Below are 13,051 nucleotides of genomic sequence, written 5' to 3' on the forward strand. Positions count from 1 at the left end.
GAGCAAGCTCCCTTCTGTCCGCTCGACTTGCATGTATTAGGCACGCCGCCAGCGTTCGTCCTGAGCCAGGATCAAACTCTCCAAAAAGTTTGACTTGCTCATTTGTTTCCATTAAAACACGGGGTGTTTTAATGGAAGATAAAAATTAAAACGTTGACGTTTTTATTGATTTTGTTCAGTTTTCAATGTTCAATTCGTTTGTGTCATCTCTCCGACAACTATAACATCATATCATTATCTGATGCGATGTGTCAATATCTTTTTTAATTTCTTATTTCTTGTTGACTGCTTTTCAGCAGCAACTTTATTAATATACCAGCTCATCTCTTTCACGTCAATAACTTTTCAATATTTTTTACGGGAAAACAAAAAAATAAATAGCTGCCAGAGAGAGAACTCCCGGCAGCCCGAGAAAACCGGCCAAAAAAGCGGTAAATGGATTTATCACAATATACAGATCCGTCTCTTGTATACATACATTGATCACGTATAAAAGAAAAGCACCTATCACTGTTTTCTTAAAAATCATCATCAGAATCTCGCTCAATTTTCGCATTTTTTCACGCTCCTCTTCTATATATAGAAGAGAATTATTCTTTTATGCGAATTTGCCGCTTTTTCGCTTCGCGGAACAAAAAGAAATATTTCGCTTGAGCGGCTTTTGTTTGAGCTTCGAGCTCATTGTTTTGTTCAAAGCTAAGACGAAGCAGGTCACGATTTTTAAACCAATCTGTTCTTGCCTGGCTCATTAAGCTGATTAATTTATCATCATATATACTGCGCATGCTTTGTTTTTTGCGAAAAAACATAGATGCTTTCCTCCTTACAGCTCCCGGCGTCCCTCTATCGCCTTAGACAAAGTCACTTCATCGGCATATTCAAGATCACCGCCGACTGGAAGGCCATGAGCAATGCGGGTCGTCCGGATACCAGATGGTTTTAGCAGCCTGGAGATATACATCGCCGTTGCTTCTCCTTCGATATTCGGATTGGTCGCTAAAATGACTTCTTTAATGGTTTCATCCTGAAGCCGTTTCACTAAGTCCGGTACGTTGATATCTTCCGGCCCGATTCCTTCCATTGGAGAGATAGCGCCATGAAGAACATGGTACAAGCCATTGTATTCCTTCATTTTCTCCATCGCAATGACGTCTTTCGGGTCCTGTACGACGCAGACAATGCTTCGGTCACGGCGCTCATCTTTACAAATGGAACATGGATCTTGATCGGTAATATGGCCGCATACTGAACAATAGCCAAGGTCACGTTTGGCATTCACAAGTGCTTTCCCGAATTCAAGCACATCTTCTTCTTTCATATTTAGCACAAAAAAAGCCAGACGAGCCGCTGTTTTCGGCCCGATGCCCGGCAATTTCATGAAGCTGTCAATCAGCTTCGTTATAGGTTCGGGATAATACATGTATAATTCCTCCTCTTTAGAAAGGAAGGTTCATCCCTTTCGTAAACTGTCCCATCGTCTGGTTCGTTTCATCGTCCACTTTTTTCAGCGCGTCATTTACTGCTGCAAGAACAAGATCTTGAAGCATTTCGATATCATCTGGATCTACAACTTCTTCCTTGATTTGAACATCGGTTACTTGTTTTTGGCCGGACATGCTGACTTTCACCATGCCGCCTCCTGCTGTTCCTTCAAATTGTTTTTCCGCCAGTTCTTCCTGCGCCTGCTGCATCTGCTTTTGCATTTTCTGCATCTGCTTCATCATATTCTGCATGTTGCCCATTCCTCCGCCACGCATCATGTTCATCATCCTCCAATTAAATTAGTCTTTGATTTCAAGAAATTCTTCTCCAACAAGCTCAAGCGCTTTTGACACGAGAGGATCCTCTTCCTCCTCCGGCACATCCGCTTCTGTTTCTTCACCTGGTGGTGCCATAACGCCTTCTTCTTTTTGCTTTTTTACGAAAGAGCGGCGAATGTCGAGCCACGCTTCTTCCGGCACAACAAGCGGCCGATATGGCTTGCCGGTTAATTCATTTAAAATCGTCGAAATGGAATCTATAAACGCTTTATTATCAGAGGCCATTTGACAATGAATTTCGTATTTAAATTTTAACACAAATGAGTCTGCAGACGCAGCGACAGGTTCTGCATCATTTAAAAGAGCTGCCTGAGAGCGCATTTGGCGTTCATTCAAGTAGCCAATCATATTGCCCCAGCGGCTTTTAATATTTTGAATATCCTGCTTGGTTGCTTCCGAAAGTACTTTTTCAATCTGCGGAATAGCCACTTTAAATTGATTACTCGGGCGTGACATCTTCTTCGCAGACGGCTTCGGTGCTTCCATTTCTATTGAGCCGGCCGGACGTTTTTTCAGCTCCTGTACTTCCTGCTCAAGCCGGTTTATTTTTTCAAGCAGGCCGGCGATTTCCGGGCCGGAGGCAGCAGACTCTGCTTTCACGTGAAGACGGCTCATTTTCACGAGGGCCACTTCAAGATAAATACGCGCATGATTGGTGAACTTCATATCCTGCTGCGCTTTATTTAAAATGGCGATATATTCATAAATAGCCGCTTCAGACACCTGTCTAGCAAGTTCTGTAAATGATTCTTCCGCCATTGTACGTTCTAACGATTCTTCAAGTTCCGGCGCCATTTTTAAAAGCAGCATATCACGGAAATATAAAATTAAATCCTCCGTAAATCGAGCCGGATCTTTTCCTTCCATAAGCAGTTTGTTCAGTGTTTGAACGGCTTCAGCGGCGTTTTGATTAAAAACGGCCGCGGCGATGCCCTGAAGCATCTCCTGCCCGACTGTCCCGGTTACTGTTAGAGCATCTTCTTCTGTTAAACGGCCGCGGCTATAAGAAACCGCTTGATCGAGCAGACTAAGGGCGTCACGCATTCCGCCTTCCGCCGCCCGGGCAATAACCGGCAGTGCCGGTTCATCAAACGCTGTTCCGGTTTCATTTAGAATAAGCGTCATGCGCCCGGTAATCGCCTGAGCCGTAATTCGCTTAAAATCAAACCGCTGGCAGCGGGAAATAATCGTGAGCGGAATTTTGTGCGGTTCCGTTGTCGCCAAAATAAAGATCACATGCGCCGGTGGTTCTTCAAGTGTTTTTAATAAAGCGTTAAACGCGCCGGTTGAAAGCATGTGCACTTCATCAATAATATATACTTTAAACCGGACAAAGCCGGGTGCGTACTTTACTTTGTCGCGAATATCGCGAATTTCATCTACACCATTGTTCGAAGCTGCGTCAATTTCAATTATATCCTGAATGGATCCATCTGAAATTCCCCGGCAGGATGCACATTCATTGCACGGTTCTGCTGAAGGACCGTTTTCACAGTTTACCGCTTTAGCTAAAATCTTCGCCGCACTTGTTTTTCCGGTTCCACGCGGGCCGGAAAAAAGATAAGCATGTGAGATCTTGTCTTGAAGGAGAGCGTTCTGAAGCGTTTTCGTTATATGCTCCTGCCCAACGACATCCGCAAAGTTCTGCGGCCGCCATACACGGTATAATGCCTGATAGCTCATTCTGTACCCCCTTCATCTTTCTTGTTTTATTATAAACGAACGAGCACACCTTTTCTATTCCAATGAAAGCAAAAAGACGCCCGACAAACCGGACGCCTTGTTTATGTTTATTATGTAATACCGTGCACCTTCTGTCGACTGCCAATCACAGGCGTTACTTGAGCAGTTAGCTCAGCCCAGGCTGCCCCGCGGCACATGAGAGAGTCCACTTAATGCTGCTTCCTTCCGGACCTGACATGGTTCATGGGTTCCCATTGCGCAGGACCCGAACGTCAACGCCACTTACAAAAGGCAGACCCCACAATTAAACAGCCTCGAGAAGGAATTCAGTCCCGCTAGAGCGGATTGCGGATACAGGGCACCGCTACCTCCCCACTTAGCACGGCAAGATCTATTATACTACCTCAAGTCAAAAAAAGCAATGTGGAAACTATTTACTCTGTTGCTGCTTTTTTTGTTCCTTTTTCCTTTGCCGGATATTCCGAAAAAACTGCGTCAGGATCATGCCGCATTCTTCTTCCAACACACCGGGCACCACTTCACAGCGATGGTTAAAACGGTCATCTTCAAGCAGATTCATCAGTGTACCGGCGCAGCCGGCTTTCGGATCTGCTGCTCCGTAAACCACCCGCTCTACACGAGACAATAAAATGGCGCCACTGCACATCGGACACGGCTCCAGTGTAACGTAAAGCGTCGTCCCTTCCAGCCTCCAGCCTTCTGTTGCTTCACAAGCGCGTTGAATGGCTAAAAGCTCCGCATGGGTAACCGCGTTTTGAGTCGTTTCCCTCAAATTGTATCCCGATGCAATGACTTTATTGTCTTTCACAATTACCGCCCCGATCGGCACTTCACCGAGGCGCTCGGCTTTTTTTGCTTCCTCAATTGCCAGCTTCATAAAAAATTCGTCCACTTTCATGCTCCTTTCTGCAGAAATAAGGGTAGTACATATAGAAGTGAAGGAGGAACAGTTATGACCAAAAAATGTGCACTTCTAGTTGTTGATATGATTAACGATTTTCAATTTCCAAAAGGGAAACAACTGGCCGGCTTTACAAAAGAAACGATCGAACCGATTTTGCAGTTGAAAGATCATTTCCATCAAAAAGAATGGCCGGTTATTTATATAAATGACCACTATGGACTTTGGAAAGCAGATATTGCGCTTATTACAGACCACGCATTTAATGAAATAAGCGCTCCTATTATACAGCAAATAAAGCCGAGCGACGAAGATTACTTTTTAATCAAGCCAAAGCATTCCGCTTTTTACGGTACCGCTCTTCATACACTGTTGCATGAACTAGGCGTAGATTCGGTAGCCGTAACAGGCGTAGCCGGAAACATTTGTGTTTTCTTTACCGCAAACGACGCTTATATGCGCGAGTTTAACATTTACGTTCCAAAGGATGCCATTGCATCAGAGGAAAAGAAATTCAACGAATATGCGCTTGAAATGATGGAAACAGTTCTTAGCGCAGATGTGCGCCCGTCAAATGATTTGATTCAACTGTTGTCATAAGACGCCTTTCCTCTCTGTACACTTAGTATAGAGAGGAGGAACGGCGTATGGACATTTATGTTGTAAAAAGCGGCGATACATTATTTCAAATTGCACGGCGGTACGGGACAACCGCAGACGCAATCAGCGACGCAAACCAGCTTGCGACTCTGCCACATCTTGTGGTCGGACAGGCGCTAGTGATCCCTATTGCAGGAAGGTTCCACACTGTGGTCGCCGGAGACAGCTTATGGAAAATATCAAGGCAGTACGGAGTGACCGTTGAGGAAATTGTTCGTCTCAACGGTTTGTCGCCAACTGCTCCGCTTCAAATCGGACGTCGGCTGCGTATTCCATCGCCTCCAAAAAAACAAATTGAGTCTCTTGCTTACGTCGAGCCTTCTGCGGCTGGTTATTCAAGCACTATTCTCACTCAAGCCCGGGAAGCGGCCCCCCATCTCACTTACTTCGCCCCGGTCAGCTACAATGCAAGGCGGGATGGATCTTTGACAGAACCGGCCGTTCGTCCCATCGCAACAATTGCTGAACAACATGGCACCGTGCTCATGATGGACATTACCAATTTAGAAGAAGGACAGTTCAGTGGAGAGCTTGCTCGCGTACTGCTGAACGATACAGCTGTACAGGAAACCTTTTTAAACAATATCAGCCGGATTGCCGCCCAAACAAATTTCAGAGATATTCATTTTGATTTTGAATATTTGCGGCCTGAGGACAGGGAAGCCTACAACCAGTTTCTCCGCCGGGCAGTGGAACGATTTCACCGCGAAGGCAAAACGGTTTCAACCGCCCTTGCGCCTAAAACAAGCGCCACCCAGCAGGGGCAGTGGTATGAGGCGCATGATTACAAAGCGCATGGAGAAATTGTGGATTTCTCCGTCCTTATGACCTATGAATGGGGATACAGCGGAGGTCCGCCAATGGCCGTTTCACCGATTGGACCTGTCCGTAACGTCCTTACGTATGCCGTAACGGAAATGCCTGCTTCAAAAATCGTCATGGGCCAGAATTTGTACGGATATGACTGGACACTTCCATATAGGCCGGGAAATCCGTTTGCAAGAGCGGTCAGTCCGCAGGAAGCACTACGGCGCGCGGCGCGTTATAACGCTTCCGTCCGTTATGATTTCACGGCACAGGCTCCTTTTATTGACTACACAGACGAAGAAGGACGCGCTCATAAAATTTGGTTTGAAGATGCACGTTCGGTCGACGCAAAATTCTCGCTCATTAGAGAGCTCGGACTGCGTGGCATCGCTTATTGGAAAATCGGTTTTCCCTTCCCACAAAACTGGCTGCTGCTTTCTGATCGGTTTACGATCGTTAAAATATAAAAAGAACGCCCATCTGATGAGTCAGATGGGCGTTCATATCTCCAATTATGCACTTATGTTAAAAATGGAGGAGGAAAGGGGATTCGAACCCCTGCGCGGTTTGACCCGCCTGTCGGTTTTCAAGACCGATCCCTTCAGCCGGACTTGGGTATTCCTCCGTCGTATCGACAAGAATTAATTTATCATAGGGTAAATTATTCTGTCAACACGATTCCATTTATTTTTTTTCGATTTTTTCTTTACCGCCCATATATGAACGCAGCACTTCTGGAATTAGAATGCTTCCGTCTTCCTGCTGGTAGTTCTCTAAAAGAGCTGCCACTGTACGGCCAATCGCAAGACCTGATCCATTTAGTGTATGCACATGCTCCGGCTTGCCATTTTTCTCGCGGCGGAAACGGATATTCGCCCGGCGTGCCTGGAAGCCTTCAAAGTTTGAGCAAGAAGAAATTTCTTTATATTCATTGTAGCTTGGCAGCCATACTTCAATATCGTACTTTTTTGCTGCGGTAAACCCGAGGTCTGCAGAACACATATCAAGTACACGGTAAGGAAGACCGAGCAGCTGCAGTACTTTTTCCGCATGACCTGTCAGCTTTTCAAGCTCTGCATAAGAATCTTCAGGCTTTACAAAACGAACCATTTCTACTTTGTTGAATTGATGCTGGCGAATTAAACCGCGTGTGTCACGGCCGGCAGATCCTGCTTCAGAACGGAAGCATGCGCTGTACGCTGCATAAGCGATCGGCAGGTCCTCACCATTTAAAATTTCATCGCGATGATAGTTTGTCACCGGCACTTCCGCTGTCGGAATGAGGAAGTAATCTTCCGCTTCAATCCGGAAAGCATCCTCTTCAAACTTTGGCAGCTGCCCTGTTCCCGTCATGCTTCCCCGGTTTACCATGTACGGCGGCATCATTTCTGTATAGCCATGCTCTTCCGTGTGTAAATCCAGCATAAAGCTGATAAGAGCACGTTCAAGCTTTGAACCCGCCCCTTTATAGAAAGTAAAGCGGCTGCCTGTTACTTTGCCGGCACGCTCGAAATCAAGGATATCCAAATCGGTCGCTAAATCCCAATGCGCCTTTGCTTCAAAGCTAAATTCCGGCACACTTCCCCATTTACGAATTTCCACATTATCTTCTTCAGAATCGCCTGCCAGGACACTTTCATGAGGGATGTTCGGCATCCGCAGCATCAGCTGCTCCAGTTTTTCTTCTGTTTCCCGAAGCTCCGTATCAAGCTCTTTAATTTTTTCGCCGACTTCACGCATTTCTGTAATAAGTGCATCCGCATCCTGTTTTTCTTTTTTTAAACGAGCAACCTCCTGTGATACTGTGTTGCGTTTGCTCTTCAGCTCTTCTGTCTGGCCAAGCAGCTCACGGCGCTTTTTCTCCAGTTCTTCAAAATCTTCAAATGCGCTCATATCCTCGCCCCGGAACTTCAGGCGTTCTTTCACTTCCGCAAAATGAGACCGCAAATATTTCATATCCAGCATATGCAATTCCTCCTTTAAAAAATAAAAAAACTTCCGCCCCTATGGAAAGGGACGGAAGTTTGATTCCGCGTTACCACCCTGATTGAAAGCCATACAGCTTTCCTCTCAAACAACGTTTTAACGGCCTGCGCCGGTCAATGCCTACTCTTTGTGTTCAGCATCCCGCTCCAGAACGGATTCACCTGGCTTCTACACCGGTTCGCACCACCCACCGGCTCTCTTTAAGAAGAAGTATCAAGCTACTGACTTCCTTCATCGCGTTTCACTATTCGATTTGCATTCAATGTACTACATTTTTTATGAATGCGCAAGTGACGCTTTTACCTGCTCCGCCATCTTGACAAAGTAAGCGGTAATGCGATGGTCATCCGTCAATTCCGGATGAAAAGAACAGCCGAGATATTGGCCGTTGCGCGCAGCGACAATCCGCCCGTCGCATTCTGCCAATACTTCTGTTCCTTCGCCGGCTGAGACGATATGCGGCGCCCGAATAAAAACAGCATTGTAATCATCTGCCACGCCTTTAATGGCAAGGTTTGCTTCGAAGCTTTCTTTTTGACGGCCAAATGAGTTTCGTTCAACCTTGATATCCATTAAGCCAAGATGCGGCTCATCATGCCCAACCACTTCGCCAGCGAGTAAAATAAGGCCTGCGCACGTCCCGAACATTGGACGCCCTGATTCCCCGAATGTCCGCAGCGGCTCCATAAAACCGTAGCGGTCCATTAAGCGGCGCATTGTTGTACTTTCACCGCCAGGCAAAATCAGCCCATCCAGCTCATCCAGCTGCTCCGGCCATTTTACCACTACAGCCTCCGCACCGCTTTCCTCTATTGAACGAACATGCTCACGAACGGCACCCTGTAAGCCCAGTACACCGATCTTTGTCATTACCAGCCGCGCTCCTGCATACGATCAGCCGCTGCGATGCCGGCAATTTCAAGGCCTTTCATCGGCTCACCAAGCTCTTTCGAAAGTTCGGCAATCAATTTGTAGTCCTGGTAATGAGTGGTTGCTTCCACGATCGCACGGGCAAATTTCGCCGGGTTTTCTGATTTGAAAATACCAGATCCAACGAATACGCCGTCTGCACCAAGCTCCATCATCAGTGCTGCGTCTGCTGGTGTTGCAATACCGCCTGCTGCGAAGTTGACAACCGGAAGACGTCCTTCTTTTTTAATTTGCATTAATACTTCAAAAGGAGCGCCGTGAATTTTTGCTTCTGTCATAACTTCATCTTCGTTCATATGAACGAGCTTACGCACTTGTGCATTTACTTTGCGCATATGGCGCACGGCTTCTACGATGTTTCCTGTTCCCGGCTCGCCTTTTGTGCGGAGCATGGAAGCACCTTCACCAATACGGCGTGCTGCTTCACCGATATCACGGCATCCACAAACGAACGGAACAGTAAAATCGCTTTTCAGCAAGTGGTATTCTTCATCTGCCGGCGTTAACACTTCACTTTCATCCAAGTAATCAACACCCATTGCTTCAAGCACACGTGCTTCTACAATGTGGCCAATACGCGCTTTCGCCATAACCGGGATCGTAACAGCGTTCATCACTTCTTCTACAATACGGGGATCTGCCATACGGGCAACGCCGCCTGCTTTACGAATGTCAGAAGGAACGCGCTCAAGCGCCATAACTGCAACTGCGCCTGCTTCTTCTGCAATTTTTGCCTGCTCTGCATTTACGACGTCCATAATTACGCCGCCTTTTTGCATTTCTGCCATTCCACGTTTTACACGGTCTGTACCTGTATTCATTTGATATTCCTCCTATATTGATCAGAAAGGTCTGATTTTTTGTAAAATACTTAAATCCTAATAAACACGAAAAATCACCTTCTGTCAATAGCAGAAGGTGATTTTTATTAAAACCAACCAGTTATCGTATCTATCAGCCAGTGCCAGCCGTTTGCGATTCCGCCGCCAACTGTCCGCATTGATAAAACAAACCAATTCGCTTTCTCAACGTTTTCGGCGGTTTTCACTTTTGTCTGACCGCCTGCTTTTAGGAAAGGAACAGCCTCTCCTTTTTCATCCTGGACTTCAACAAAACCAACCACTTTACCCTTTTTAACAGGGGCAACCAGCTCATTATTTTTATCCAAATCCGAACTATTTAACGTTATATCCGTTTTATATTTCGCGTTTGAAGCTTTTGAGACTAAAACAGACAGATCGGAAGCTGTTTCAAGCTTTACTTCCTTCTCTTTTCCTTTTTGAACAGGTACCGTTTCAGCTCCTTTTACAGTGCTGCCGGCTGCTGCAATTTCTTTACGCTCAAATTGAGTGAAGCCATAATCCATCAACTTTTTCATTTCAGTAAAACGAGCGTTGTACGTCCCCTCGCCTTTATCATCCGTTGCATCCATCACAATACCAATTAACTTTTGGCCGTCGCGTTCAGCTGTTCCAGTAAAGCAATATCCAGCGAAATCTGTTGTTCCCGTTTTTAAACCTGTCATACCCTCATATTCAAAAACAAGGGACGGAAGCATCCAGTTCCAATTTTCCATTGCAATTTCATCATCAGTTCCCTCACGGAATTTCTTTTTCGGAATTCCTGCTGTTTCAAGAACCTCCGGATAATCGTTCACCAGCCGGTAAGCAAGTGTCGCCACATCCCGGGCTGTCATCATATTTTCCTCTGTCGGTCCACCAGTCGTATGATGGCCTTTTAAGTCTTTATTGTTTAATCCCGTCGCATTGACGAACTTTGCTTTTTCCATTCCAAGTTCTTTTGCTTTTTTGTTCATTAACTTAACAAATTCCGCTTCTGAACCGGCAATTTTTTCTGCAATCGCGATTGTTGCCGCATTGGCTGAATAAATGGTCATCGCTTCGTAGAGTTCACGGATTTGGTATGTTTCGTCCGCACGAAGTGGTACATTCGACAAGCTGCGATCCTGTGACACTTGATATACATACTCCGATACCTGATACGTATCGTCCAAGCTTACTTTTCCTTTTTTAACAGCCTCAAGCAGCAGATATTCTGTCATCATTTTCGACATACTCGCTACACCGAGCTGCTGGTTGCTATTTTTTTCAAACAAAATCTGTCCTGTTTCTCCATCAACCAAAATGGCTGCACCTGCATTAACATTAAATGCGGCATCCGCCTTTAACGCTCCCGGAGAAAATAATCCAAAAAACAACAAAATACTCAATACAATGGCACTGATCCGATACCCATTTCTTTTTCTCACACTCAAAACCCTCCATTTATTATGCAACACTTTCGTTATTGTACCATACACATTCAGGAGAAAAATAGACGAGAAACGACCTAGATAACTCGTTTTATAAAGAAGAAAAAAAACCTGTCCGGCAATGGACAGGCTTTATATGTTTTCTTATAGAGAATAGTTAGGTGCTTCTTTTGTAATTTGCACATCGTGCGGATGGCTTTCACGAAGACCCGCACCCGTCATACGAACAAACTGGCTTTCTTCCCGGAGTGCTACGATATCCTTTGTACCGCAGTAACCCATACCTGAACGAAGGCCGCCTGTTAACTGATACAATGTGTCAGATAGTGGACCTTTGTAAGGAATACGCCCCTCGATACCTTCTGGAACAAATTTCTTTGCGTCCTCCTGGAAGTAACGATCTTTTGAACCTTTTTCCATCGCGCTTACAGAGCCCATACCACGGTATACCTTGAAGCGGCGTCCTTGGAAGATTTCTGTTTCACCAGGGCTTTCTGATGTACCCGCAAGCAAGCTGCCAAGCATAACTGCAGAGCCGCCGGCTGCAATGGCTTTAACGATGTCACCGGAGTACTTAATGCCGCCATCGGCAATGATCGCTTTGCCGTGCTTACGCGCTTCTGTTGCACAATCGTATACAGCTGTAATTTGTGGTACGCCTACACCCGCCACAACACGCGTTGTACAGATAGAGCCTGGACCGATTCCTACTTTTACAACATCTACGCCCGCTTCGAACAGCTCACGTGTTGCTTCAGCTGTAGCAACATTTCCAGCGATAATGTTCAAGTCAGGATAAGCAGCGCGGATTTCTTTTACGGTGTTGATTACCCCTGCTGAGTGGCCGTGTGCCGTATCCACCACAATTACGTCTACCTGGGACTTAACAAGCATTTCAACACGCTTCATCGTGTCTCCTGTTACCCCAACAGCAGCACCTGCTAAAAGGCGTCCCTGCGCGTCTTTTGCCGAGTTCGGGAACTCGATTACTTTTTCAATATCTTTAATCGTGATAAGGCCTTTTAAAACGCCGTCTTTATCAATAAGTGGAAGCTTTTCAATTTTATGTTTTTGAAGAATTTTTTCTGCTTCATCCAGTGTAGTTCCTACCGGAGCTGTCACCAGATTTTCCTTCGTCATTACGTCTGTAATTAAAATGGAGTAGTCCTGGATAAAGCGAAGGTCACGGTTTGTCAGGATGCCAACAAGCTTTTGCTCTTCTTGATTGTTTACAATTGGCACACCAGAAATGCGATACTTGCCCATTAGATGCTCGGCATCAAACACTTGATGCTCAGGTGTTAAAAAGAATGGATCGGTGATAACGCCGCTTTCAGAGCGTTTTACTTTGTCTACCTGCTCAGCTTGCTGCTCAATACTCATGTTTTTATGAATGATTCCTAAGCCGCCTTGACGGGCCATTGCGATAGCCATATCGCCTTCTGTTACAGTGTCCATCCCTGCACTGATCATTGGGATGTTCAATTTCAAGGTAGGTGTTAATTCCACCTTTAGAGATACGTCTTTTGGAAGCACCTCGGATTTAGCTGGAACAAGCAATACATCATCAAACGTTAAACCTTCTTTTTTGAACTTATCTTCCCACATAATTAAGCCTCCCTGACCGAAAAATATTATTAGTAGGTTATCAATTGAACGGGTATAATGTCAAGGTTCGCTTTATAAGTTAGATTTTTTGGAATTTTCACACTTAAACTCGAACGTTAAAGCAAACATTTTTTCACGCGGCAGGGAAACAATGTTTCCCATATTCAGTGTCGCAGAGGCATTCTTCTGTTTTATTTTAGCTTGTTCTTCAAAAATTACAACAAAAAAGACAACCCGATTTCTCAAGTTGTCTTAGCGTGCCAGGCGGCGTCCTGCTCTCACAGGGGGAAACCCCCAACTACCATCGGCGCTGAAGAGCTTAACGGCCGTGTTCGGGATGGGAACGGGTGTGACCTCTTCGCT

At 45.6% G+C, this 13,051-nt stretch carries 13 protein-coding genes, 1 tRNA gene, 2 rRNA genes, 1 other RNA gene and 1 other annotated feature; of the genes, 2 read left to right on the forward strand and 15 right to left on the reverse strand.

Features of this window, described 5'->3' with window-relative positions; translation table 11 throughout:
* The 8 genes from RIN81_RS15645 to tadA form a co-directional block, all read right to left on the reverse strand.
* Positions 1–87: ribosomal RNA gene (locus RIN81_RS15645) — 16S ribosomal RNA — on the reverse strand; the annotation flags it as partial.
* A 268-nt stretch (positions 88–355) separates the two neighbouring features.
* A complete protein-coding gene (locus RIN81_RS15650; RefSeq protein ID WP_309091757.1) occupies positions 356–556 on the reverse strand; it encodes a pro-sigmaK processing inhibitor BofA family protein in 201 nt (66 codons plus the stop codon).
* A 34-nt stretch (positions 557–590) separates the two neighbouring features.
* Positions 591–809, reverse strand: a complete 219-nt coding sequence (locus RIN81_RS15655; protein ID WP_242237739.1) for a YaaL family protein — start codon at positions 807–809, stop codon at positions 591–593.
* 14 nt (positions 810–823) lie between these two features.
* Positions 824–1,420 (reverse strand): recombination mediator RecR, encoded by a 597-nt coding sequence (gene recR / locus RIN81_RS15660; protein WP_242237741.1) that lies wholly within the window; start codon positions 1,418–1,420, stop codon positions 824–826.
* A gap of 16 nt (positions 1,421–1,436) precedes the next feature.
* Positions 1,437–1,757 (reverse strand): YbaB/EbfC family nucleoid-associated protein, encoded by a 321-nt coding sequence (locus tag RIN81_RS15665; RefSeq protein WP_375164564.1) that lies wholly within the window; start codon positions 1,755–1,757, stop codon positions 1,437–1,439.
* A gap of 24 nt (positions 1,758–1,781) precedes the next feature.
* On the reverse strand, positions 1,782–3,503 hold the full coding sequence (gene dnaX / locus RIN81_RS15670) for a DNA polymerase III subunit gamma/tau (RefSeq protein ID WP_309091759.1): 1,722 nt from the start codon (positions 3,501–3,503) through the stop codon (positions 1,782–1,784).
* 120 nt (positions 3,504–3,623) lie between these two features.
* Positions 3,624–3,888: signal recognition particle sRNA large type (gene ffs / locus RIN81_RS15675), an RNA gene on the reverse strand.
* A gap of 45 nt (positions 3,889–3,933) precedes the next feature.
* The gene (tadA, locus tag RIN81_RS15680) at positions 3,934–4,422 is read right to left on the reverse strand and encodes a tRNA adenosine(34) deaminase TadA (protein WP_242237745.1); all 489 of its coding nucleotides are present in this window, start codon (positions 4,420–4,422) and stop codon (positions 3,934–3,936) included.
* A 54-nt stretch (positions 4,423–4,476) separates the two neighbouring features.
* On the opposite strand from tadA, the gene RIN81_RS15685 reads away from it, so the two are divergent.
* Entirely contained in the window at positions 4,477–5,025 is a 549-nt protein-coding gene (locus RIN81_RS15685) for a cysteine hydrolase family protein (protein WP_309091762.1), read from the forward strand.
* Positions 5,026–5,072: 47 nt separating this feature from the next.
* Complete coding sequence (locus tag RIN81_RS15690; RefSeq protein WP_309091765.1) at positions 5,073–6,359, forward strand: glycoside hydrolase family 18 protein; 1,287 nt, start codon at positions 5,073–5,075, stop codon at positions 6,357–6,359.
* Between the two features lie 65 nt (positions 6,360–6,424).
* On the opposite strand, the gene RIN81_RS15695 is transcribed toward RIN81_RS15690, so the two are convergent.
* The 7 genes from RIN81_RS15695 to rrf all read right to left on the reverse strand — a co-directional run.
* Positions 6,425–6,517 (reverse strand) — tRNA-Ser (locus RIN81_RS15695).
* A gap of 59 nt (positions 6,518–6,576) precedes the next feature.
* Complete coding sequence (gene serS, locus RIN81_RS15700) at positions 6,577–7,857, reverse strand: serine--tRNA ligase (RefSeq protein ID WP_309091768.1); 1,281 nt, start codon at positions 7,855–7,857, stop codon at positions 6,577–6,579.
* Between the two features lie 44 nt (positions 7,858–7,901).
* Positions 7,902–8,122: a binding site (T-box leader), on the reverse strand.
* 32 nt (positions 8,123–8,154) lie between these two features.
* A complete protein-coding gene (gene pdxT / locus RIN81_RS15705; protein ID WP_309091770.1) occupies positions 8,155–8,748 on the reverse strand; it encodes a pyridoxal 5'-phosphate synthase glutaminase subunit PdxT in 594 nt (197 codons plus the stop codon).
* Positions 8,748–9,629, reverse strand: a complete 882-nt coding sequence (pdxS, locus tag RIN81_RS15710) for a pyridoxal 5'-phosphate synthase lyase subunit PdxS (protein WP_309091772.1) — start codon at positions 9,627–9,629, stop codon at positions 8,748–8,750. Before pdxS ends, pdxT begins: the two co-directional genes overlap by 1 nt.
* 107 nt (positions 9,630–9,736) lie before the next feature.
* Positions 9,737–11,077 carry a D-alanyl-D-alanine carboxypeptidase family protein gene (locus RIN81_RS15715; RefSeq protein WP_309091775.1) on the reverse strand — a complete coding sequence of 447 codons (1,341 nt, stop codon included), beginning with the start codon at positions 11,075–11,077 and terminating at the stop codon, positions 9,737–9,739.
* 147 nt (positions 11,078–11,224) lie between these two features.
* A complete protein-coding gene (gene guaB, locus RIN81_RS15720; RefSeq protein WP_242237776.1) occupies positions 11,225–12,688 on the reverse strand; it encodes an IMP dehydrogenase in 1,464 nt (487 codons plus the stop codon).
* Positions 12,689–12,947: 259 nt separating this feature from the next.
* Positions 12,948–13,051, reverse strand: a 5S ribosomal RNA gene (gene rrf, locus RIN81_RS15725); the annotation flags it as partial.

This window comes from Domibacillus sp., from assembly GCF_031181085.1.
GTDB lineage: Bacteria > Bacillota > Bacilli > Bacillales > Domibacillaceae > Domibacillus.